Annotated in this window: 17 protein-coding genes; 9 read left to right on the top strand and 8 right to left on the bottom strand. The window is 52.4% G+C overall.

The annotated features are described in order from the left end of the window. Positions 1 to 70 precede the first annotated feature (70 nt). The 4 genes from J2Y43_RS12865 (at position 71) to J2Y43_RS12850 (ending at position 4,292) form a co-directional block, all read left to right on the top strand. Positions 71 to 478, top strand: coding sequence for a hypothetical protein (locus J2Y43_RS12865; RefSeq protein WP_309983100.1), 408 nt, complete (start codon positions 71 to 73; stop codon positions 476 to 478). A 63-nt stretch (positions 479 to 541) separates the two neighbouring features. Next, positions 542 to 1,717 (top strand): sialate O-acetylesterase, encoded by a 1,176-nt coding sequence (locus tag J2Y43_RS12860; protein ID WP_309983098.1) that lies wholly within the window; start codon positions 542 to 544, stop codon positions 1,715 to 1,717. A gap of 136 nt (positions 1,718 to 1,853) precedes the next feature. Further along, positions 1,854 to 2,834, top strand: coding sequence for an alpha/beta hydrolase (locus J2Y43_RS12855; protein ID WP_309983096.1), 981 nt, complete (start codon positions 1,854 to 1,856; stop codon positions 2,832 to 2,834). Between the two features lie 207 nt (positions 2,835 to 3,041). Beyond that, positions 3,042 to 4,292 carry a hypothetical protein gene (locus tag J2Y43_RS12850; RefSeq protein ID WP_309983093.1) on the top strand — a complete coding sequence of 417 codons (1,251 nt, stop codon included), beginning with the start codon at positions 3,042 to 3,044 and terminating at the stop codon, positions 4,290 to 4,292. On the opposite strand, the gene J2Y43_RS12845 is transcribed toward J2Y43_RS12850, so the two are convergent. Continuing rightward, on the bottom strand, positions 4,282 to 4,596 hold the full coding sequence (locus J2Y43_RS12845; protein WP_309983091.1) for a LytTR family DNA-binding domain-containing protein: 315 nt from the start codon (positions 4,594 to 4,596) through the stop codon (positions 4,282 to 4,284). The genes J2Y43_RS12850 and J2Y43_RS12845 overlap by 11 nt on opposite strands. A gap of 304 nt (positions 4,597 to 4,900) precedes the next feature. On the opposite strand from J2Y43_RS12845, the gene J2Y43_RS12840 reads away from it, so the two are divergent. The 5 genes from J2Y43_RS12840 to J2Y43_RS12820 all read left to right on the top strand — a co-directional run bounded on the left by J2Y43_RS12840 (position 4,901) and on the right by J2Y43_RS12820 (position 11,844). Further along, a complete protein-coding gene (locus J2Y43_RS12840; protein WP_309983089.1) occupies positions 4,901 to 5,464 on the top strand; it encodes a Crp/Fnr family transcriptional regulator in 564 nt (187 codons plus the stop codon). Positions 5,465 to 5,568: 104 nt separating this feature from the next. Then, the gene (locus tag J2Y43_RS12835) at positions 5,569 to 6,600 is read left to right on the top strand and encodes an efflux RND transporter periplasmic adaptor subunit (protein ID WP_223405536.1); all 1,032 of its coding nucleotides are present in this window, start codon (positions 5,569 to 5,571) and stop codon (positions 6,598 to 6,600) included. 8 nt (positions 6,601 to 6,608) lie between these two features. Then, complete coding sequence (locus tag J2Y43_RS12830) at positions 6,609 to 9,713, top strand: efflux RND transporter permease subunit (protein ID WP_309983086.1); 3,105 nt, start codon at positions 6,609 to 6,611, stop codon at positions 9,711 to 9,713. After that, entirely contained in the window at positions 9,703 to 11,040 is a 1,338-nt protein-coding gene (locus tag J2Y43_RS12825) for a TolC family protein (RefSeq protein WP_309983083.1), read from the top strand. Before J2Y43_RS12830 ends, J2Y43_RS12825 begins: the two co-directional genes overlap by 11 nt. Positions 11,041 to 11,136: 96 nt before the next feature. Continuing rightward, the gene (locus J2Y43_RS12820; RefSeq protein WP_309983081.1) at positions 11,137 to 11,844 is read left to right on the top strand and encodes a hypothetical protein; all 708 of its coding nucleotides are present in this window, start codon (positions 11,137 to 11,139) and stop codon (positions 11,842 to 11,844) included. 75 nt (positions 11,845 to 11,919) lie between these two features. Here the strand turns inward: J2Y43_RS12820 and J2Y43_RS12815 are convergent, their stop codons facing one another. The 7 genes from J2Y43_RS12815 to J2Y43_RS12785 form a co-directional block, all read right to left on the bottom strand. Next, positions 11,920 to 13,671 (bottom strand): RagB/SusD family nutrient uptake outer membrane protein, encoded by a 1,752-nt coding sequence (locus J2Y43_RS12815; protein ID WP_309983079.1) that lies wholly within the window; start codon positions 13,669 to 13,671, stop codon positions 11,920 to 11,922. A 21-nt stretch (positions 13,672 to 13,692) separates the two neighbouring features. Then, positions 13,693 to 16,806: a TonB-dependent receptor gene (locus J2Y43_RS12810; protein ID WP_309983077.1), complete on the bottom strand. Its 3,114-nt coding sequence runs from the start codon at positions 16,804 to 16,806 to the stop codon at positions 13,693 to 13,695. 540 nt (positions 16,807 to 17,346) lie between these two features. Then, positions 17,347 to 18,381 (bottom strand): FAD:protein FMN transferase, encoded by a 1,035-nt coding sequence (locus J2Y43_RS12805; RefSeq protein ID WP_309983075.1) that lies wholly within the window; start codon positions 18,379 to 18,381, stop codon positions 17,347 to 17,349. Beyond that, complete coding sequence (locus J2Y43_RS12800) at positions 18,381 to 19,598, bottom strand: Gfo/Idh/MocA family oxidoreductase (protein ID WP_309983073.1); 1,218 nt, start codon at positions 19,596 to 19,598, stop codon at positions 18,381 to 18,383. Before J2Y43_RS12800 ends, J2Y43_RS12805 begins: the two co-directional genes overlap by 1 nt. A 325-nt stretch (positions 19,599 to 19,923) precedes the next feature. Continuing rightward, a complete protein-coding gene (locus tag J2Y43_RS12795; protein ID WP_309983071.1) occupies positions 19,924 to 21,267 on the bottom strand; it encodes a hypothetical protein in 1,344 nt (447 codons plus the stop codon). Beyond that, positions 21,254 to 21,838 (bottom strand): RNA polymerase sigma factor, encoded by a 585-nt coding sequence (locus tag J2Y43_RS12790; RefSeq protein WP_223405518.1) that lies wholly within the window; start codon positions 21,836 to 21,838, stop codon positions 21,254 to 21,256. The genes J2Y43_RS12795 and J2Y43_RS12790 overlap by 14 nt, the downstream gene beginning before the upstream one ends. A 70-nt stretch (positions 21,839 to 21,908) precedes the next feature. After that, a complete protein-coding gene (locus J2Y43_RS12785) occupies positions 21,909 to 22,835 on the bottom strand; it encodes a hypothetical protein (protein WP_309983068.1) in 927 nt (308 codons plus the stop codon). Positions 22,836 to 22,844 lie beyond the last annotated feature (9 nt).

Genomic DNA, 22,844 nt, shown 5'->3' with positions numbered 1-22,844 from the left:
CTCGTTTGCAACAAGCCTTCCGGCCAATGCCTATACGATGGCCATCACGTGGCCTATAAACCGGGCGGTTATGCAACGAAACACGAACAATAAAGCAAGCATCTACTTTGCAGGCCAATTCTTCAATGATCCAACAAGCGAAACAGATCCGTGCCCTGCTTTCAGCTTTTACTACAAGGTGGAAAGGTTAAAACTCACTGATGGTTCCTATCAAATGGATCAAATCGGCTGGACACCTTTTTCTCTCTACAACACCTCGGCGGGGCTTTTCGGCAACACCATATCGAATTTAGATGCAGGATGGTACGACCTCAAAGTGATGGCTACATCGGGAGGGATCGGAGGAGCTATGTTCGCCTTCGCAACGATCCGTTTCGGAGTGGGTGATGTTTTTATCATCGCCGGCCAGTCCAATGCTCAAAGCAAAGGATTCAAAGACGGATTCGATAAAAATACCTACCTGCCATCCGACGCATAAGACTGCATGAGCGTCCACAATTTCAATGGCGCTTGTCAAAAAAACATTTGGAGCTATCCTAACATGGTTAAATTGATCCCGCAAATAGAACCTAGCCTGTTTCGCGTGGGTCCATCCGGCTTCAATAGTCTGTGCTGGGCACCGTTGGGTAAGGAAATTGCCGACAACCTGCAAGTGCCAACCGCCTTCTTCAATACTGCCATTGGTGGAACATCTGTACTGAATTGGGAGGAAGGGGCGAAAGGGTTACTGACTCAATTCGCAGGAAACTATGGATGCTTTCACTACGGTACCAGTATGGCCGATGCGGTTGGGCAACCTTATCTGACTTTGAAAAATGCTCTGAAATTTTACGCAAAGATTTTTGGGATAAAAGCTGTGCTTTGGCATCAGGGCGAAGCAGACACTCAGGCAGGCACATCGGCAGCGAATTACCAGTCAAGGCTTCAATATGTGATTAATAAATCGCGAACAGACTTCGGGTCTCAAAATCTTACATGGTACGTATCCCGAGCGTCGCTAATCAACGGCACTACATCTGCCAATGTGATTTCGGGACAGAATAACTTAATCAACGCAGACCCAAATGTTCATCCGGGACCGCAAACGGATGGCATAAGCATTCGTCAGGATGGAACTCATATTTACATGTCAGGACTCACTCAACATGCTACTTTATGGCGAACAGCAATTTATGCTACGCCAAGCTCTCTTTTTTCTGCCGCAGTGGCTCCCACTTCTAATTTCATTATGAATTCGCCAGGCTATCCGCTGCAAACCGTTGCCGGATACAGTGAGTACCGGTGGAACGATTTCTCGGCTCCTGCTGCGTCCCATATTACGACCGGAGATGGTTTTTGCTACGTAAAAGATGTAAACGGCAACTGGTACGTCAGCCCCAAATACCTTCGAACAGGTTTTTGCGGCTTGGTGCCCGAAGCGTCACCTAATGAATCCAGTTTCATTGGTGTCACCGAGGACCAATACCTCTTAAAGGTGAGTCCTAATCCATCACTACCTAGACAGGCGAACATCACATTCAAAGTAAAACAAGCAGGAAACATTCGTGTGAGCATACTTGACGAAACTGGCCACACAATCGAACATATTGTAGACGGCCGTTTTAATGCAGGTAATTTTGAATACAAAATTCAAAGGGGTTTACGGCCTGGCACCTATTTCTGCCATTTGCAGGTCGAAATGGTTGGTGTAACCCGACGGTTCTTCGTGGCGGAATGAAAATATTTTGCTCTAACCCACTTTTCTTAACCTAGGTTAATGTTTCCGGTTTCCCGCTGGTCTAGTTTTGTCATATCAAATCAATCGCAACAAGACAAAACGAAATAAGTAATTAATCTCAAAACCTTTTAAGATCATGGAAACTCTGAATATCATCGACCCAGCCAACGACCCTGCCATTTTTGAAGATGTTAAAACTTTCCTCAACGCGCTGAACTCAGGAGGCGGTACTCCACTGGAACAGCTCTCACCCGCAGATGCGCGTAACGTGCTCGTAGGCGCTCAAAATTCCATAGAAGTGGATTTGTCGGGCATCGAAACCAGCGAAAAAACCATTACACAAGACGGCCTTACGGTTAAACTCGATATCGTAAAACCTGCCGGTACCACCGAAAAACTCCCGGTGTTCATCTTCATTCACGGCGGCGGCTGGGTACTGGGCGATTTTCCTACCCACAAACGCATTGTCCGCGACCTCGTGGTTTATTCCGGTGCGGCAGCCGTATTTGTGAACTACACCCCATCACCCGAAGCGAAATATCCGGTGGCGATCAACGAAATATATGCGGCAACCAAATGGGTGGCCGAACACGGCGACGAGATCAACGTCGACGGCAGCAGGCTGGTTGTGGCCGGTAACAGCGTAGGCGGCGACATGGCTGCCGTAACCGCCCTGAAAGCCAAAGACAATAACGGCCCCGAAATCAAATTGCAAGTGCTCCTCTGGCCGGTAACCGACGCCACCTTCGAGACCGTTTCGTACAACCAGTTCGCCGAAGGCCGCTTCCTCACCAAAAACATGATGAAATGGTTCTGGGATAACTACACCACCGATCCCGAAGAAAGAAAACACCGCTATGCCTCCCCATTGCAGGCTACCACCGAACAGCTGCAAGGCCTGCCTCCTGCCCTTGTACAAACTGCGGAAAACGACGTTCTCCGCGACGAAGGCGAGGCATATGCCCGCAAACTGGAAGCTGCCGGCGTTAAAACCACATTGGCACGATACCAGGGCCTGATCCACGACTACGGCTTGCTGAACCCGCTGGCTAATGTCCCGGCCGTTCAGGGTGCGCTCCTACAAGCTGGCGCCGCTATCCGCGAGGCTTTGAAATAATTTTAGAACATACTGCTACACAGAAACGGGTTATGCGAGAGTGTAACCCGTTTTTTACTTTTCTACATTCCTACTCCTCAGATTATCAATTAATTATAAATATTTTATAAAAAAATAAGAGAATAACGTGAATATATCGGTCGTTTTGTGTGTCTAGATTTTGAGTAAGCGGTTAACTTGCCGCACCTAAATCCTTACAGTGATTCTATGACGCAAAGACAAATCGGGGCAATTGCCGTATTTTCAGGCTATCTGCTCCTCGCCATCACAGTGTACCGGTGGCAGCTATTCACACACTTCGTTTGGACCATCCTGCTCTTCAAAGCATTGGTTCCCATTGCTTTTGTGCTCTTCTGCTGGTCGGTTACCCGCCTGTTGAAACTGCCGTTCTGGACGGCGCTGCTTATCCCGGCGCTTACAGAAACGGCTTCCTGGTTCTACATCCGGCATACGATTGAGGTCAATCAGCACACCGACCGGCATGAAGTGGGTGTACTCGAAAAATGGATCAACTATCGCGACGTGATCCAGTTCAACCGGCATTTCGCCAGCTACTCGCCCGACCTCGGCTACGTGCTCCGGCCCAACAGCGAAGGCGTGCATTCGAGCCTCGAATACAGCAACACATTCAAAATCAACAGCTTCGGCGTACGCGATGACGAAAGCTCATTGGATAATCCCGAGCTGGTATTCCTCGGCGATTCCTTTACCATGGGCTGGGGCGTGGACCAAAACCAGACCTACGCCGACCTGACCGGCCGGAAATTGGGCGTCAAAACCCTGAATGCCGGGATTTCGTCGTATGGCACCTACCGCGAAATGCTGCTTTTTTCTAAAATGAGGCGGGATTCCGTCAGGCTGGTGGTGCTGCAATACTGCGATAACGACTTCGAAGAAAATGAAGCCCGCAACGAGCCTCGAAACGAACCTCAGCAGCTCACGGCCCGGTCATTTGCCAACACGGCGACTTTCAACCGCATCAACGAAACCTATTACCCGATGCGCTACACCTACTTTTTTGTCCGGGAAAAAGATTTGCTCAAACGCATCTGGACGAGCCCGGTACAAGTGTTCCGCGAGATCAGCGGCGCATTGTCGTCCTGGGTGAATGGCCGCCAACTCGACGTCGTGACGCCGCCGGATATCAAAACCCCTGCCGAAACGAAGCCTCAGGCCGAATATTTCTTCAAATCGGTCGCTAAAATCCGGAAGTTTTACAAAGGCCATATCGTGGTCATGCATCTCGACGGCCGCTATACCCGCCCCGAAATGATCCGCGCGTTTGAAGCCCACGCACAGCAAACCGGCGACAGCCATTTGTTTTTCCTGCATACCGACGAGCTCCTCCAAGCGCAGGATTATTACCCGGTCGACGGCCATATCAAGGCATCGGGGCATGCGAAAATATCGGACGCATTGGTCAGAATGATCAGCGAAAAAGGCTTGCTCACGCGCTGATACGCTGCGGCAACTCTCCGAAAATGCCTATGATTTCCTTCGTTTTGCGACGGCTTACGGCAGCTTCGTTGCCGCAGCGCATTTTGAGGGCACGGCCGTCTTCTGCGTAGCCGATCACGTAATCGGCATTCACGAGAAACGACTTGTGCACGCGGACGAAGTTATTGTCGAGCTTGCAGGCGAGCCATTTCAGCGTTTTGCAGATCAGGTATTTCCTGCCCGCACAGGTATATACGTAGGTGTAATTGCCATCGCCTTCGAGGAAAGTGATTTGCTCTGCGCGAATCGTAAGCGTTCTTCCCATGAAATGTACAGAAAGCTGTGCCGGATGAGTTGCTTGTCGGTCCAGGGCAAGAGAATCGAGAGTACAGATGGAATTCATAATGAAAAGGAATGGAATTGAATGGATAATAGCACGTGCAGTAGTGGTTTGATATTTCAAAACTAACACGCGTCGGATGACCTGTGTAATCCACTATACATCAGGCAGGTTTGAGTTTAAACCCGGCGAAAGCCAACCTAAATCCGGTACCAACCTGCGGGTATCTCGCGGGAAATGGCTATGTTAGAACCATCGCTTAAAATCTTTCGGTCATTGCATTCCCTTTATGGAGCTGATTCTCTTTCTGAAACAACACATCCTATTATCCCCCGAAATGGAAGCGCAGGTGCAGGAGGCTTTCAGGCGGGAGGAATTACCCAGAGGGCACCGGCTGTTATCACCCGATAACTTTTCGCAAAAGGTGTTTTATATCGAAAAGGGCGTCGTAAGAACCTACTACATTAAAGACGGTAAGGACATTACCCATTCATTTATTCTCGAAGGCTCATTTTTCGTGTCTATCGAGAGCGCTTTTTTCAATAGTCCGTCGCCATACGGCGCAGAAGTTTTGGAACAGACCACCATTCGCACCATTCCCTACCCCGACCTTGAAAAGTTCATCGACGGCTACCAGGCGTTGCAGAAACTGAGCCGTCTGGTGATGATCAATGCCGTGAAAACATTTTCGGACAAACTGTATTCCATCCAATTTCAATCGGCACAAGAGCGGTACAATTCCATGCTCGAAAAATTCCCCGACATCATGCTCCGCGTACCGCTGGGGCATATTGCCTCTTACCTGGGCATCACGCAGGAGACGTTAAGCCGGATCAGAGCTGGAAAAGTCTGACATTTTTTCAATATTAGGTTACTTTTTGATTTAGATCAAAAGCATTGCCATCAATCGGGGCCAATTTTGCACCAGGATATTAAACCTAACGGTCGTCCATTCTTATGAAAAGCAATCCTATCTATCTCATTCTCACGATGGCAACGCTCGCAGGCTGCAACAAGCCCGCGGACCAGGCCAAATCCGTTGAAAAGCCGCTACCGGTGATAACCCGGCAGGCACAGAACATTTCAGCCAACAACCAGATCTCCGTCAGCGGCAACATCGAGGGCAACAAAACAGTACGCCTCGGTTTCATGGTAGGCGGAAAGATCAACTACATCGCCGCCGCAGAAGGCCAGCTCGTGAAGCAAGGCCAGCTGTTATCGAGCCTTGACCCTGGCAATTACAGCATTGCCAAGGAAATAGCCGATGTGCAAGTAGCTCAGGTACAGGACGAATACGACCGCCTGAAAGTGATGCACGACCGCCGCAGCCTCAGCGAAAGCGATTTTGCCAAAGTCGGTTTCGGCTTGCAGCAGGCCCGCGCACAGGAGAAGCTCCACGCTAAAAACCTGTCGGATACGAAGCTGTTTGCGCCGATCAGCGGTGTCATGCTGAAAAAGATGGCGGAAGTGGGTGAGATCGTCGGCGTGGGCACGCCGCTCTTTGTCGTGTCGGACATCCGCACGGTGAAGGTGAATGCGTATATCCCCGAAAGTGAATTGCACAATATCAAACTCGGGCAAGAAGCGAAAGTGCTGGTATCGTCGCTGAGCGAGACATTTACAGGCAAAGTAATCGAAGTAGGTTCCGCCGCCGACGCGGCCTCCCGGGCATTTACCATTAAAATAGCCCTCAATAACCCCAAACTGCTGATCCGCCCCGGCATGATCGCCGAGGTGACATTAGCCTCCAACCAATCCAAAAAAGCACTGGTGCTGCCTACCGAGGCTGTTTTGCGCGACCTCGACAACCAGAGCTACGTATTCGTAGCCGATCCCGACCGCAAAATCGCGCTGAAAAGAAAAGTTAGCCTCGGGCAACTCACCGACAACCAGATCGAGATCACTTCCGGCATCTCCGAAACCGACCGCGTGGTAACCGGCGGGCAGCACAAGCTCACCGACGGCACCGCCATTTCCATCACCCAATAAGCTGCGTTATGAACTTTGTCAAATCATCCCTGAAATATCCGCAGGTGACGCTGTCGGTATTGCTGCTGGTGTTTGCGGTAGGCGTTTATTCGCTGCTGAACATGCCCCGGCGTGAAGATCCGAAGATCACCGTCCGGCAAGGCCTGGTCCTCGCCTATTTCCCCGGTGCCAACTCCGCACAAGTGGAAGACCAGGTTACCAAGAAACTCGAACAATACCTTTTCCAATTCGAAGAAATCCGCAAGGACAAAACCTACTCGACGTCACAGGACGGTATGGTGGTGGTGAATGTGGAATTGGGCGAAAACGTCAAGAATCCGGACGTGTTTTGGAGCAAGCTGCGCCACCAGTTACTGGTAGCCAAGCAGGTGGATTTCCCGAAAGGCGTCCGAGGCCCGATCGTGAACTCCGATTTCGGTGATACCGAAGCGCTGGTGATCGGCATTGAAAGCGACAAGGCCACCTATGCGCAGCTCAAAGAATATACCCAGAAACTGGAAGACGTTCTCCGGACAGTAAAATCAGTATCCAAAATCAAGCGTATCGGCGAGCAGAAGGAACAGATCACGGTCACTTCCAGCTCCGAAAAACTTTCTCAATATAATGTCAAACTGTCGTCCGTGGTGCAGGTTTTGCAATCGCAGAATGTGATTAGTCCGACAGGAGATATCAAAACCGCAACGAGCCAGACGCCACTGTACACATCGGGCTATTACAATACCGAAAATGAAATCGCGAACCAGATCGTAGGAGCCTCAAAAACGGGCGAACTGATCCGGCTTGGGGACATTGCGCAGGTGAACCGCGAATACGCCGAGCCTACCAGCAAGACCACCGTGAACGGCCGTAATGCGATGATGCTCGCCATCCAGATGCAGGAAGGGAACAACATCGTGAAGTTTGGGGAAGAAGTGAACGCCAAGCTGGCCGAAGTGGAGAAGCTGCTGCCGGCGGACGTCACGCTGACCACGATCGTAAACCAGCCGAAGCTCGTGGATGAAAACATTACGCACTTCATCCGTGAATTTTTCCTGGCCATTTTCTCGGTCGTGATCGTCGTGATCCTGCTTCTGCCGATCCGCATTGCCGCGGTGGCCGCGATGGCTATCCCGATGACAATCGCCGTTACATTCGCATTGCTCAATGCATTCGGTATCGAACTGCACCAGGTATCGCTCGCAGCGCTGATTGTCGTGCTCGGTATGGTGGTGGACGACGCGATTGTGATCGCCGATAATTATGTGGAGCTGCTCGATGAAGGTATCGACCGCTGGACAGCCGCCTGGCGCAGCGCTACCGACCTGGTTATTCCCGTTCTGGCGGCTACGGTAACCATTATTGCCTCGTTCATGCCGATGGTCATTCTGACCGGCTCCGTGGGTGAGTTCATCCACGCATTGCCCGTAACGGTAGCTATTGCACTGGCTGCTTCGTTCATCGTGGCCATGATCCTGACCCCGTTGCTTTGCTATACCTTCATCAAAAAAGGCCTTCACGACCACAGCGCGGAAGAATCCGACAAAAAGAAACGCATTACCCTGCTCGACCACATGCAGAACGGCTACAATGCCGCCCTCGAATGGTGCGTGAGGCATTCGGCGCTGACGATCGGCGTCAGCTTGCTCACGGTCGTACTGTCGCTTTTTGTATACCAGGGCATTAAGCAGAAGTTCTTTCCGGCGGCCGAACGCAATCAGTTTGTGATTGAACTATGGATGCCGACCGGCACCAAGCTCGACCAGACCAGTCAGGCCATTCTGAAAGCAGAAAAACTCGTCAAAGGCGATCCGCGCGTGACCTCCTACGCGACGTTCACCGGCACGAGTGCACCGAGATTTTACTATAACTTCTCCCCCGAAGTGCCGGTGACCAACTACGCGCAGATCCTGATCAACACCACCGACGAGAAAACGGCCGAGGCATTTGCCCACGAACTCGAAGGTAAAGTAGCCGCATTGATCCCCGAAGGTTCGCCCCAGGTGAAACTGATGCAGCAGGGCTCCCCTTACAAATCGCCTGTGGAAGTGCGCATTGTGGGCGACGACGTGGCCCGCCTTAAAGCGATCGGCTTGCAGGTACAGGAAATTCTCAAAAATGCGAAAGGCAGCGCAATGGTCCGCCCTGATTTCCGTGAGGATTATTACGGCATCAGCATTCAGCTCAAAGACGAAGCCAACAAGCTCGGCTTTACCACCGGCAGCATTTCGCAAATGGTGTACACGGGTTTCAACGGCGCGCCCATTTCGACGATGTACGAAGGCAACAACCCGCTCGACATTGTTTTCCGCCTCGACGAACGTAACCGCCAGTCGTCCGATAACCTGGAAAACATTTACCTGGCCTCGCCCGTAACCGACGCCAATGTGCCCCTGCGCCAGATCGCCGACTTGAAACCGCAATGGCAGACCGGCAAGATCATGCACCGCAACGGCGTGCGGACGCTCACCATCCTGAGTGAAACCGAGGACGACGTACTCCCCGCAGAGCTGGTCAAAGAAGTGAAGGACAAAATCGCCGACATTCCACTGCCCGCAGGCTACCGGATCGAATACGGCGGTGAGCAGTTCAACAAGAACGAGACATTCAGTCAGATGATCGTCGTGCTGGTAATCAGCCTCGTACTCATATTTTTCATCCTGCTGTTCCAATTCCGCAGCCTCAAAGAAGCCGCGCTCGTGATGCTCACGATCCCGCTCAGCTTGTTTGGCGCGCTGATGGGCCTCTATATCACGCATAACAACTTCGGATTCACCGCATTTGTGGGCCTGATCAGCCTCTCGGGGATTGTGGTACGGAATGCGATCATCCTGGTAGACCATACCAACGAGCTGCTCGCCCACGGCATGGACATCCGCACGGCTGCCATCGAATCCGGCAAGCGCCGCCTGCGTCCGATATTTCTTACAGCGATGGCCGCGGCAATCGGCGTGCTGCCGATGATCCTGTCGGGATCACCGATGTGGAGCCCGCTCGCGAGCGTAATCGCCGTCGGGGTGATCTGGTCGATGGTGATGGCGCTGCTCACAGTGCCGGTGCTCTACATCGCGATGATCAAACCGCATGATAAAAAAGACCTGATGGTAACACCTGTTGCTGAACACCATGAAAACTAAGCTGATATTCCCGATACTCACACTCTGCGCGGTTGCCCTCGTTCCCGCGTATGCACAGCAGGCGCAACCGCTCACGCTCGAACAGGCCGTGGAGATGGCATTGCAGAATAACCATTTGCTGAACGTGCGCAAGTTGCAGGTAGCCGAAAAGGAAGCCAAAGTAGCCGAAGACGCGATCAAGCGATATCCGGTCGCGTCGGTGAGCTCGTCGTACCAGTATAATGCCAATCTCGGGCAGCTGGTAATCGAGCAGGGTTCTTTCGGCGCGCTGCCGCTCGGCGGTACGACCATCGCATTGCCGAATGAGGAGAAGACTTTTCCTTTGGGTAAACACCACAATTTCAACGCGGGTGTAACCCTGTACCAGCCGATTACCCAGCTTGGTAAGATCAAAACGGGCATTGAAGTAGCGAAAACCGATGCCGAACTCGCCCGCCATGAGCAATCGAGGGCGTCGTTGCAGATCAGGCAGGCAATCGAGAAACTGTATTATGGTTTGCTCATCACGCAGAAGCAACAGGAAGAGGCAAATGCGAAAATCAAGCTGGCGCAAATGCGGCTGTACGATGTAGAAAGTGCATTACTTTCCGGCAAAACCATCGATGTAAACAAAGCAGGCCTGCAAGCCAACATTGCCGACGAGGAGCAGAATCTCCTCAAACTCCGCATTCAAACCGAAGATTACACAGCCGATTTAAAACAGCTGACCGGCATTGAAGCAGATAGTGTTGCGCTTGCACCGGTCGCGAACATCGCAACGGGTACCGGCACGCTGGATAGCTATTTAAGCAATGCGGCCACGTCCAACAACGATATTAAAATCGCGAGTTTGACGGAAATCAAAACCCAGAAAGCCATCCGCGCAGCCGAGCAAAGCAACCTGCCCGACATCGGCCTGGTTGCAGGTTATTCCTACCAGACCGGTAACCTGCTTTTCCCGAACAACAACCCGTTCGTAGGGGCGCAGTTCAAATGGAATATTCAGGATCTGGTCGCCAACAAGCAGGTGATCCGCCAGCGGCATTTCCTGAGCCAGCAGGCGCGTGAAAACCTGCTCAACACGCAAAATCAGGTCAAAAACGATGTTTCGAAGACGCACAGGAAACTCACGCAGGCCACCGCGCTGATTGCCGTAGCCGAAAAAGCCGTCAGATATCGTACCGAAGAGCTCAAAGTGCAATCCGACAAGCAGGCATCCGGCCTGAACCTCGAAGCGGATATCCTCAACACCCGCTCCCTATTGGCCAAAGCCGAAGCCGATTTGCTGGCGGCGCAATTGAATTACCGTCTGGCACAGTCGGATTTGCAGCGGCTGGCCGGGGAATGACAAAAAATTAACATATAATTCACAATGAACCGATGCAGGATAGCAGAATAGCAGTTAAATTGTAACCGATACAAAACTTATGCTTACCTGCTAGCCATGAAAAAATTATTTCTGATCCTGTTCTCGCTCTTGACATTCCTGGGTTGCCGCAATGATAACGACGCGCCGGTACCGGAGGCCATGTTCGAACACCCCGACTGGTATATCCTGAGGTCGCCGGACAACCGTGACATAAAGGCAGTACACGGTAACATAGACGATACGCTGACCATCACAACCGGCTTCGAAGTGTTTGTAACAACCGACAAGGGCAAAACCTGGACAAAGGGCAATTACAATGCCCGCGTGGGTCTGTTTGCATTTATGGAAAAGCAGGATACACTCTATGTGATGGAAACCCAGAGAACTGGCGCCAGTGTGTTCGACAATAAATTCGGCATGCTGCCTTCCTGGTTCAGTACGGACCGAGGGCTGCGCTGGGAGCGCTCTACGGCGCGCTGGGACGTTGAAGATTATAAGGTACCCATCAATTATGCATTTTCCGGCAACGGCATCCGGTTTCAAATCGACCTGATTCAGACCGAGGATGGCTATCTTCACACCATTGGTATTAAATCTGAAAGTGGACGAAAAATCGAACTTCCTGCCCGGCATCAGTTAGTGAGCTTATATTTTGATAAAGAATCGCGGCTATATGTGACCGGCTCGGCACCACTATGCGGGAAAGAAAATACCTTCGAATTTTGCGATCAGATCAATCGGAGCGGCACGGTTTATGTTTCGAAAAGGCCAGTCTTGTTCTGATAAAACCGATATTATTCCAACAAAGAGGCCGTCGCGTGTGCGATGGCCTCTTTGCATTTCAATGCGAATCCCGTTCTACTCAATCTTCGTCAGCGGCGGCACATTGCGGTTTGCACCATCATAACCGATATTCTGGTTGATCACACCCTTCGTATTAGCCGTGATCACCAGCGAAGGGATCGGCCATAGTACGTGGAATGGCGCCATGTTCGCCGTGTTGCCCAGGAGTTGTATCTTCTTTTCGTAAGTGTTGTTATACCGCATTACCCGGTCGAAATAATAGTTCTTTTCACTGAAATTGGTCAGACTGTAACCATTGATACCCGCCTTGGCCATGATGTACGAAACCCGGACGAGCTCCGAATGGCGGGGTTCTTCGGCGAACAGCTCCCGTGCACGCTCGTGCAGGATAAAATCGATCGATACCTCGCCCGCGGTGACCGGCAATGCTTTTGCACGCTCGCGTACCTTATTGATATCATCGGCTGCCAATGCAAGCTGGTTTTTCCATAAATAAGCCTCGGCGCGGAGCAAATAGGTTTCGGCCAGGCGGAAAATGTACCAGTCGCCATTGCCACCCATGGGTGTCGCCTTCGGGTCGTCCTGCGGATTGTACATAATGTAATGCGGCATCGCGTACACGTGCTTGAACGTATCCACCTGAGCAGCGAGGAATTGGGTGTTAATCGGTTTACCAAAATCAACCGAAACCGGGTTGTTGTACCTCAGTTCATGAATATCCACCCAGTTAATGTCGGCCCGCCGCAAATCGGACGTATTGCGCCAGGTACTGCCTTTGTGCGCCCAAATATCGTATTGGTAATAGCCCGTCAGCCGGATATTGGCATTGCCCCGCCCCAGCGAATCGTACATAGGCCCGCTGGCTACCATGCCCGGTTTGCCCTGGCTGTCGAGCACCTGCGGCTGAAACCACTGGCAATTGTAGAGCCGCATCGTGTAAAGGCCCACGGAGCGCGCGGCCGGCGGTGCCTCATAGCGGTCGATAGACGCCAGAATGGTCTCTGTATTTTGGGCAATGCTGAAATTCTTCGGGCGGTGCAGATCCCAGATAAGGTTGCGGTGGCCCTTCGTCGCATCGATCCCAAAACGCTGGGTCATTAATGCATACGGACCATTAATGACCTTGTTGGCGGCCTCGATAGCCTTGTCGTATTCCAGATTGGCGAGGTAGATCTTCGTCAGCAAGTGATTTGCAGCCCCTTTGGTAATCACGCCAGGTTTGGCAGCGACGGGCAGCCATTCGGCAGCAAACTCGACGTCCGTTTTGATCTTTTCCAGGATCGTCCAGCGGCTGTGAGTCTGAAAATCGAGCTTGGCTTCCGATATTTCACCACCCAGAAACGGCACATCGCCGTAGGAGTTTACGAGCCGGTAATACCAGTAAGCCCTGTGCCAGAGCGCTTCGGCCAGAATGGCATTTCGCTCCTGGTCCGATTGCCATTTAATATCGTCGATCCTGCTGATGAGCACGTTACAGTTTTTAATGGAAGAATAAATCACCGTAAACATCGTCAGGAAGCGGTAATACTGGTCGGTATTGGGTGTAAGGTTGTAAAAATCAAGCTGCGACCACGGCGACGCCAGATCCGAAGCCGCGAACTCCATCGTCAGGTTCGGCATCGTGCCGGTACTTTCGTTTTTGAGGTCCTTACGCATGGTAATAAGCAGTGCCTCCATCCCGGCCTTGTCCACGAACACTTTCTCCGGGCTGAAAAACGACAACGGCTCCGGTTTGAGCCAGTCCTTGTCGCAAGCCGACTGGCTTAGCAGCAAAACAAATAATATGAGGTATCGAAAGATTTTCATAATGTTCAGGTTAATGGCTGTTTACAATGAGAGATTAAGCCCGACGGTGAAATTTTTAGGCATCGGAACGTTGGTACCATCACTATCCCATGCCTCGGGATCCCAGCCGGGCCATTTCGTGAACGTGAGGAGGTTACGCGCCGAAGCGAATACACGTACACTGTTCACTTTCAGCTTTTTGGAAAGGTCGGCAGGTAATGAATAACCCACATTCACATCCTGTAAGCGCAGGAACGATAGCTTCTTGTAAACCTTTATCCCTCCACCGAAAACGTTGGTGTTGGTATTCAGCCGCGCGTATTCGTTGGTCGGGTTATCGGGTGTCCAGTATGGAAAATCGTTGGTGTTCCGGCGGTCGTAGGTGTCGGAACCACCCGTGCGCAAGCCTTCGGCAAACGGCGCGATATGGCCCAGCTCGCTCCGTAGGAATAAGCTGGCGGTGAAGTTCTTCCAGAATGTAAACTCATTCCGCAGGCCGATCCGGAAGCGCGGCTGGCGGTAGCCGATAAACTGCTTGTCCAGCAAAGCTTCATATTTGCCGTTGCCATCCACATCCTCCGCTTTGAAATCACCGGGCTGTAATTTGTAAACCGCCGCCGCATCCTTTTCTGCCGTTTGCCAGATGCCCGTCACGTTATAGTTCCAAACGCGGTCGATAGCCTGGCCGGGAAACCATTCATTGGAATAATCGGGCAGCTCCCGGGTAACGGTTTTCCCATCCACGGTTTCTTCTTTATAATCCCCGAACAACCGCTTGATTTTGTTTCGGTTAAATGAAAAAACCAGCCCGCTGCGCCACGAGAAATTGGCGTGCTCGGTATTAATGGTATTGATGGTCATTTCAAAACCTTTGTTACCCAGGAGCCCCAGGTTGGTGGTAATGTCTTTGAAACCGGTGATTTCAGGCAAAAGGCGCCTCATCAGCAGGTCGGTAGTGGTCATATCGTAATATTCCATGCTCAGATCGATGCGGTTTTTGAGCAAACTCAGGTCCATACCGATGTTGATCGATTTCGTTTTTTCCCAAACCAGGTTCGGGTTCGCCAGCGACGTGTTGTAAACACCCACCTGCACATTGGTACCATCGTAATACATGGCCGAAAGCAGCTGCGCCAGCGCCGAATAGGCCCCGATATCGCGGTTACCATTCACGCCCCACGACAAGCGGAGCTTCATCTGGCTCACAAAATCAATATGGAAGAACTTCTCCTCCGAAATCTTCCAGGCCACCGCGGCCGCCGGAAAAACCGCCCTCGGCTGCTTGGTACCGAATGCCGAAAAGCCATCCCGGCGGACCGACGCCGTGATCAGGTACTTGTCAAACAAGGCGTAGTTGAGCCGCGCCATGGCCGCGTCGCCGGTGATCTGGGTGTCGTTCGTTTCCATCGCGGGGCTGGTACCGTACTGCATCCCGTGGAAGCCGAGGTTCTGGTTGGGCACGAAACCCTGGTTGGCGATTTTGGAATACCAGCCCCGGTTACGCTCAGCACTGTAAAGCAACGTCACGTCGAACTGGTGGATGCCGAACTGCTTGTTCCAATGCAAAAGGTTGTCGAGAATGTACTCGTACGTGGACGCGTCCGCCCGCGTGCTGTACCCGCCCGAGCGCGTGGAGCCGCCGTCAAGCGTATTGGACGACCAGAAATTGTAGTCTTTCGAGGCCTCATACCTCGGTTGAAAGGAAATTTTGTAGTCAAAACCAAAAGGCAGCTTGATCTTGCCGTACAGCGAAGCAAACAGCGTATTCACCTTTTTCATCCTCTCCTGACCATAAAAGTTGATCAGCGGATTCGCCACTGCGAAGCTGTTGGGATACCACATCGCATTGCCATTCTCGTCAAACATCGAGCCGTAGGGGCTCATGATGAACATCTGCCCCAGGTTGGCGGGCACAGTGCCCTCATCGCGGTCGGCGAACTGGCTGTTCACGCCTACATTAAGCCAGTCGGTCACTTTGAAATCCACATTGAGGCGCGAGCGAATCGTCGAAAACTTATCGCCGCGTAATATGCCTTCGTTGTTCTGATAGCCCAGCGACCAGTAGTAGGTCACATTCTGCGAACCTCCGCCGATACTCACGTCGTAGTTTTGCCGCAACCCGGTGCGGATCACTTCCTTGTACCAATCCACGGTCTTCCCGGCCAGGTAATTTTCGGTTTCAATCGGAAAAAAGCGCAGTCGGCTGAGCCATTCTTGGGTATTGTCGGCTTGCGGGTTGTTGCTCGCACTGCGCCATTGTTCGAGCGAAACGCCAGCCGGTAGCGTACCCGGATTGTCGTAATAAAAAGACGGACGGTCCGGATTGGTTGCACGCAGCAGGTCGCGACGGAAGGTAAGGTAGCCGTCTTTATCGAATGGTTTGAAATCATTCGCCGCCTGGGCCGTACCCACATTCGCCGAAACGTTGATCACCGGCTTACCCGTGGCGCCCTTTTTGGTTGTGATGAGGATCACCCCACCCGCGGCCCGCGCACCAAAAACGGCCGCCGAGCTGGCGTCTTTCAGGATATCCATCGTTTCGATATCGGCCGGGTTAATGTCGGCGATGCTGCCGTTGAATATCACGCCGTCCATCACCACCATCGGGCTCGAATTGGCCGTCAGCGACTTAGGCCCGCGGATCTGTAACGAACTCCCTCCTGCCGCGGAAGTAGCCTGGTTTGCATTGAAACCCGCCACCGTGCCCGTCAGCATGTCGGTAAGCTGGGTCATGGGCTGGTTTTTAAACGTCTTCGAATCAATGCGGATCACCGCGCCGGTGAGGTCGCTCTTCTTCATTGTCCCATAGCCTACTACCACCAGCTCGTCGAGCGCATTGGTACTCGGTTGCAGGGTAATTTCAATCACCGACTGGTTCCCGACAGCCACTTCTTTTGACACGTAACCTACATAACTGAATGTGAGCACATCCGACGCCGCAGCCTGCACTGCATACCGGCCGTCGGCGTCGGTGGTAGTACCCCGCTGCGTGCCTTTCACCACAACGGTCACGCCGGGCAGGCCCTGTTTGCTCAAACTATCGGTAATCACGCCGGTAACATCCCTCAGATTTTGCCCGTGGAGCCATAACGGGCTGAGACATGCAAAAAGAACAAGAATACGGGCCCATGGATGGGTGGGTAGTTTTACATGCATAAGATTATGGTTAGGAAATGAAAAATGAATTTTCGAGGGACGGAAAGCCAAAATCGGGACATGGCAATACTTTCCTCGCAATGCGGCTGTGAGGTCATTTGTGATGCGTTTTGCGCATCCGGCAGTATTTAATTTTGACTTATAACAATGTTACAAGGAATTTAATAGGTATCCATGGGATTCCCCGGAAATAGTACCGATAACGTTCTCGGAGGGATGAGGGGTGACCGGTGACCGCGGACCGATGACCGCCGACCGCCGACAATGGACCATAGACCATGGACAATCGACCATGGCAGGATGCTGCCCCGGAGGGGCAACCTGTTTATAGCAATGTGTTACCCCATACGTTTCACCCCGGATGGGGTGTCCTGTACAAGAGCGTCGGGCATATTCAGGAGGCTCCCACGGAGCCACATGTCCCTATTGTCACCTGGCTACAACAGGATGCCTCTACGGGGCGGTCAGTGGTCAGTGGTCAGTGGTCAGTGGTCGGCGGTCCATCGTCCATCGTCCATGGACGGGCCGCAGGCCCCTCCCTCAGCGGTCACCAGTCTTCACCACGTACCTGCCGAACCCCGCCGAAGCCGTATCGGCAACGGTTCCGTCCGGCTTCCGGTAAATGAGATACGCTTCGAGGCCCGGGTGGGCACTAAGTATTTCAAACGCCCCGTCGATGCCTGCGGCGAGCAGCGCATTGTCGAAGCCGTCGGCGGTGATCGCTTCGGGCGCCACTACGGTAGCGCTGATGATCTCACGCTGTACGGGAAAGCCTGTTCGGGGGTCAATAATGTGGGAGAGCCGCATTCCGCCCGATTCCCTGAACTTGCGGTAACTGCCGGAAGTGGTAACAGCCCCATCGCCGATCGTAATCACTTCCCGGATCACGGGTGCATCGAATTCCCTGGTGGAAGGGGTTTCTATGCCGATTTTCATCGGTTCGTTACCCGGCAACTTCCGGCCCCTGGTGCGGATCTCCCCTCCCACTTCCACCATATAATTATCGATCCCGCGTGCTTCCAGGAACCGGGCCAGCACGTCCACCGAATAGCCCTGCGCGATACCGTTCACGTCTATTTGCACGCAGGGGACCGTTTTCACAAGCCTGCTGCCTTCGATCTTCAATTTATCCGATCCCACACAAGGCATTAGCAGGCGAATGACAGCGCTGTCGGGCATAGCATCGGCAGCTTTTGCTCCAAAACCCCACGCGCGCACGAGCGGGTACACGGTGATGTCGGACAAGCCGCCGGTTTCGCGGTAAATCTGCATCGATTTTCCCACGACCTGCGCTAAATGCCGATCCATTTCAATCCCCGTTTCCGATCCGTTAAACCGGCTGATCAGCGAGCCGGGCAAGTAAATAGAAAGCGACGCATCGAGGCTTTGGAAAACACTGTCAATCTGTGCCTGGGTTACGGATTTACGGTCGGCATACCAGGTAATGGCATAGGTAGTGCCCTGCGCCTGCCCGGTGATCCGGTAGGTACGAGGTACCACGGCGGGGCGTAATGCGCCTAGCAGAAAGCACATCATTGCCACCATAAGCCCTATCAAATGCCTCCGCGATCGCATCAGGCCGAATATTCAGGTTTCCAATACTGTACTTTTTCGGTATCGGCCGCTGCATTGCCCATGTGAATGGCAATAGAGCCATCGCGACCGGTTTCCACATTGGAAATAGGCTCTTTTTTGCTTCTGACACATTCGGCGAAGTCCTTCAACGCGAACACCGTAGGTTCCAGTTCCACTTCGCCGGGCTTTCCGAACTTCACTTCCACGCCTTTGCCCTGGGTGGTCACGGCGATGGTCGCACCGGTAACACCATCCACGACGCCCCTGGCATTGTTGGTAATTTCAGGATAAATGAATGCCTTGTCGCGGAGGATCTCGACCGTGGCCTTATCGCCCAGAATACGGATGCTGTATCCATTGTATGCATTGGATAACACCGAGGTTACGCTGGCTTTCACGCCGTTGGGGTAGTCGTAAACCGTGCGGATGTTGTCGTAAGTATCCCGGCCGTCTTTCCAGTAGTTGATGCCTCCCAGGCCGACCACCTTCACCGGGCGGCTGTCGGTGAGGTAATTCACAACGTCGATCTCATGCGCGCAAAGCTCCGAGAGCGGACCGCCGCAATACTCGCGGTACATGCGCCAGTTGATCGCGCGTTCCATTTTGGGGTCTTTCACCGGGAAGCGCCAGTTGGAGTTGCGGTTGTACTGGCATTCGAAATGCGTGATCTTGCCCAGCCAGTTTTCCTTCATGATCTCCTTCACCCGGTGGTAAAGGCCATAATAGCGGTACTGGTAACCGATCTGGAACACGAGCCCCGAAGCCTTCACCTTCTTCACGAGGTCGATCGCCTGCGGGATGTCGTACGTCATCGATTTTTCGAGGTAAATGTGCTTCCCGGCCTGCAATGCGGCCACGGCCATCGGGTAATGCAGGTAAAGCGGCGTGGCGATCACCACGGCGTCGATGGATTTGTCATCGAGCAACTTGCGGTAATCAGTGTAGCCTTTGGCGTTTTTGGCAGCGAGGCTCAGGCCCTTTTGCAGGTTTTCGGGGATGATATCGCAGCAGGCAACCAGCTCATAGTCGGGCATTTCGCGGATAAGCGTTGCCAGGCCGGCACCGCGCGAGCCGGTACCGATGATGCCGAGGCGGATCCTGTCTGCCGGGCGCACTGCATGCCCGAATGCCGGTGAAAATGCAGCAGAAAGCCCTGCGCCTGCCATCGCGGCGAGGCCGGTTGCAATGAAGTCTCTTCTTGTTCTTGATTGGGTCATGGGTTGGAATGGTCAGGTTTAGTTACGTGTTGTCAGGGGTGGTCAAGGGTGTCGGAAATGGTCAGGGGTTGTCAGGTATTGTCAGGGGTTGTTTGGTGCGTTTGGAATGGTCAGGTGTTGTCAGGGGTAGTCATGTATTGTCAGGGGTTGTCAGGTGTGATTAGAATGGTCGGGTTTTGCTTGTGAGGGGTCGGATTGTGTTTACGGGCACGTGCCCGTAAATGTAGGTATTTTTTAATCAGATGGGAATGAAATGGTTGTAGAAAATTTTTGTGCATAAAAAAGTCCCGGCAGTGTGGCTACCGGGACTTGACCTGTGGGTGGTTCAGGGCCGCACGAAGCGGAGCCCTGCCGATATCCCCACGCGGTACGGCTGATAGTAGAACGGGTTTTGGGTACCTTTTACCTTTACCGGGCTGAACTCGGCATAGGGTCCAATGCTGAATGCTGTGTGGCGGCTCACCGCAAATTGTTTTCCCAACCCCAGGCTGAGCCACCCAAGGCTTTGGCTGCTTTTCAAATCATGCGAATACTCTGCTCCCAAAGCAGCATAAAACCGGCTGACAGGCGAATGCCCCCAACGCAGCTGCCTGGAAACGCCAATGCCGAGCATTGAAAATTTCCGGTTCTCCTCCATCCTGTCGCCCTGGCGTACGGTTTGGTATTGTCCTTTGTCGTCGGGTTTGACGAGATAGTTATTGTTGGCGATTTCGTAAGAATAGGTCTGCCGGAAACCGCTGTAATGGAGCTGCAACTGTATACCGTTCCGCTCCACGCCGCCGCTTATCTTGTAGCCCATGGACCGTGCCGTAAATAATGTCGGGAAGCTGAAATTCTGAAAATCCTGCGCTGCGGACGATGGCACCGTGAGGATCTGGTATGAATGCAACGCCGACGCGTTGAAGAGCCACGCTACCCTCGTCGGGTTGGTGACAATCACCTTCGCAGGCTTGAATGCAGGCGCCACCACGCCTCGCAAATGCAGCGGTACCTGCATTTCTTTCAAAGACATCGATGCCAGCTCTTCCAACGGCATCGCGGCCATTGCCGAATCCACCTGCGCAGGCGCTTCTTCCGCCAGTACTGCATTCCCATTCCCATTTTCGGAAACGGGATCCGCTCCCTGTATTGTCGCCACAGGGGAATCTGTATTCGCAGGCGGTAAGTTTTTATACCGCCTTACAGTGGCGCCCGGAGCGTTGCCGGCTTGCCCGCGATGTACCTTCGTTGCCGGTTGGTTACCCAGGTCTTTCACAAAAACACTTTTAACCAGTTTCTCCGATCGCGAAACGGGTATTTTCCAGACCGTTTTGCGGGAAAGCGATTGAGCCGAATGCACCGGTGCTTTCGAAACCGAAAGAGCCTCTTCCGTTGGTTTTGCATTGCCGGATGTCGCCCGTACAGCCTCATTTGCAGTATGCAGAACCGCTTTTTCCGAAACCGCGAACGAAGTTTTGCTTTCGCCCGCGAAGCGGCTGAGCAGGATGCCGGACATGGAAAGCAGCACGAGCGCACCCGTGAACCACCAATACCTACCCGTGCGCGCAGGCTTTACGCGCGCACGTATACGTTCGAGCGCGTTGGGGTTGGGCTGTTCTTCATAGTCATCAAACTTGCGTTTGAGGACGTCGCGCAGCGCTTCGTTCATTTTGTCCTCAGAAGTTTTCATGATGTACTATTCCTTTTAGTTCCAATTTTTTCATTAGCAGGTTACGTCCTCTCATGAACTGCGACCGGGCCGTAGCATCCGACATGGACAACATTTCACCAATTTCGGTGTGTGTATAGCCGTCGATCAGGTGCAGGTTAATCACCGTCCTGTATTTATCGGGTAACTCGTTGATCAGGTCCACCAGGTCGCGGACGTTCATCTGGTCGATAATGCGCACGTAATCATCGGATTCCACCTGCCATTCGACGCCGTCGAGCGAACTTTGAAGTTCCTGCTGCCTGGTAGTGCGGTTGTAATAGTTGATCGCCGTCCGAATCACCGTCACTTTCACCCAGCCGTCCACGGCCTCGGGCTCCTTCAAATCGCTGATATTGTTAAAAATCTTTACAAATGCGTCCTGAAAAATGTCGTCGGCCTCAGCCACGGTCCGCGCATAGCGGCGGCAAATACCGGTCATTTTGGCCTTGTATCGCTCGTAAAATACGGTCTGCGCCCTCGGGTCCTGCTGCTGGCAGGCCTTCACGAGGCTTGTTACGCTGTCGTACTTTTTAGAGAGAAAGAATTTCATCAGGGGAACGTTGGGTTCAGGAATAAAACTTAGACCTGTAAGTAACTTAAACTTAATTAATTACTATTTTTTATTCAAATCTCAACACAATTCTTTTATATACTACATTGAAATCCTTATCAAAATACACGTCATAGCGCCCGCTGGCGTATTTCACGGAAATGTAATAGGACGTCAGCCCGCGATAATCGCTCACCAGTTTCAGATTATATTCGAATCCATCCAATTCCGGTTGGCTATTCAGGTAATCCTGAATAGGCTGCGGAACAGTTTGCAGGTTCGATATGGCCCCGGTTACACCAATTTCAATAAACTTGGTGCTACTCCACAGCAGCTTGCCTTTGCCGTCAAACAGCATTGATACATTTTCCGCATATTGATTGTATGAGACAGTGGCAATTACGAAGTACATTTTTGAGTCATCCATCCCTACGAAAGTATAACCCTTAAAAAGCTTCGCTCCGGGAATGGCCTTGATCGTGTCCGCCACGGCGCCGGGCAGATCGCCCAGCTCGTACGTTGTAATCCGGTACTTCATACGATCAAACATGGCGTATGGAGTTGAAGGGCCGACACCGGACCATTCGAACGAATAAACTTCACCTCTATGGTTGAAAACCAGTTTATTATTAGCAGTAGTCGCAAAAAAAGCAGTAGTATAATCCGACAATGTGCCACTGGCAAAACGTGATTTTTGCAATGCTTCCGTCAGAGCGGCAGGCACACCGCCAGGCACCTCCCTGAAGGTCTCCCACATTTTACCGTAATCCACCAAAGAGGAATAGCGTTCTGCATCTGATTTCAACTTCACTTCCCATATCTTTTCTTCCAGGATAGGTTTAAAAACCAGATCCTCACCTTTCGGGAACTTCGCTTTTACCACGTTCACCACCTTCTCTGGAATCTGCGTTGCGGGATCCACCGGACGCAGGTCTTTCAGGTCGTTACAACCTGCGAGCATCACTGCCAGAACGGTTATCAGAGCGAGGGTTTTCATAGTTTCTGC

It is taken from the genome of Dyadobacter sp. BE31 (genome assembly GCF_031457695.1).
In the GTDB taxonomy this organism is placed as follows: Bacteria; Bacteroidota; Bacteroidia; order Cytophagales; family Spirosomataceae; genus Dyadobacter.
This window is presented reverse-complemented; position numbering and strand designations above follow the sequence as displayed.

Coding starts and splice junctions, on each gene's coding strand:
- J2Y43_RS12865 (WP_309983100.1), top strand. CDS start 71: ATGCAACGAAACACGAACAATAAAGCAAGCATCTACTTTGCAGGCCAA.
- J2Y43_RS12860 (WP_309983098.1), top strand. CDS start 542: ATGGTTAAATTGATCCCGCAAATAGAACCTAGCCTGTTTCGCGTGGGT.
- J2Y43_RS12855 (WP_309983096.1), top strand. CDS start 1,854: ATGGAAACTCTGAATATCATCGACCCAGCCAACGACCCTGCCATTTTT.
- J2Y43_RS12850 (WP_309983093.1), top strand. CDS start 3,042: ATGACGCAAAGACAAATCGGGGCAATTGCCGTATTTTCAGGCTATCTG.
- J2Y43_RS12845 (WP_309983091.1), bottom strand. CDS start 4,596: ATGGGAAGAACGCTTACGATTCGCGCAGAGCAAATCACTTTCCTCGAA.
- J2Y43_RS12840 (WP_309983089.1), top strand. CDS start 4,901: ATGGAGCTGATTCTCTTTCTGAAACAACACATCCTATTATCCCCCGAA.
- J2Y43_RS12835 (WP_223405536.1), top strand. CDS start 5,569: ATGAAAAGCAATCCTATCTATCTCATTCTCACGATGGCAACGCTCGCA.
- J2Y43_RS12830 (WP_309983086.1), top strand. CDS start 6,609: ATGAACTTTGTCAAATCATCCCTGAAATATCCGCAGGTGACGCTGTCG.
- J2Y43_RS12825 (WP_309983083.1), top strand. CDS start 9,703: ATGAAAACTAAGCTGATATTCCCGATACTCACACTCTGCGCGGTTGCC.
- J2Y43_RS12820 (WP_309983081.1), top strand. CDS start 11,137: ATGAAAAAATTATTTCTGATCCTGTTCTCGCTCTTGACATTCCTGGGT.
- J2Y43_RS12815 (WP_309983079.1), bottom strand. CDS start 13,671: ATGAAAATCTTTCGATACCTCATATTATTTGTTTTGCTGCTAAGCCAG.
- J2Y43_RS12810 (WP_309983077.1), bottom strand. CDS start 16,806: ATGCATGTAAAACTACCCACCCATCCATGGGCCCGTATTCTTGTTCTT.
- J2Y43_RS12805 (WP_309983075.1), bottom strand. CDS start 18,381: ATGCGATCGCGGAGGCATTTGATAGGGCTTATGGTGGCAATGATGTGC.
- J2Y43_RS12800 (WP_309983073.1), bottom strand. CDS start 19,598: ATGACCCAATCAAGAACAAGAAGAGACTTCATTGCAACCGGCCTCGCC.
- J2Y43_RS12795 (WP_309983071.1), bottom strand. CDS start 21,267: ATGAAAACTTCTGAGGACAAAATGAACGAAGCGCTGCGCGACGTCCTC.
- J2Y43_RS12790 (WP_223405518.1), bottom strand. CDS start 21,838: ATGAAATTCTTTCTCTCTAAAAAGTACGACAGCGTAACAAGCCTCGTG.
- J2Y43_RS12785 (WP_309983068.1), bottom strand. CDS start 22,835: ATGAAAACCCTCGCTCTGATAACCGTTCTGGCAGTGATGCTCGCAGGT.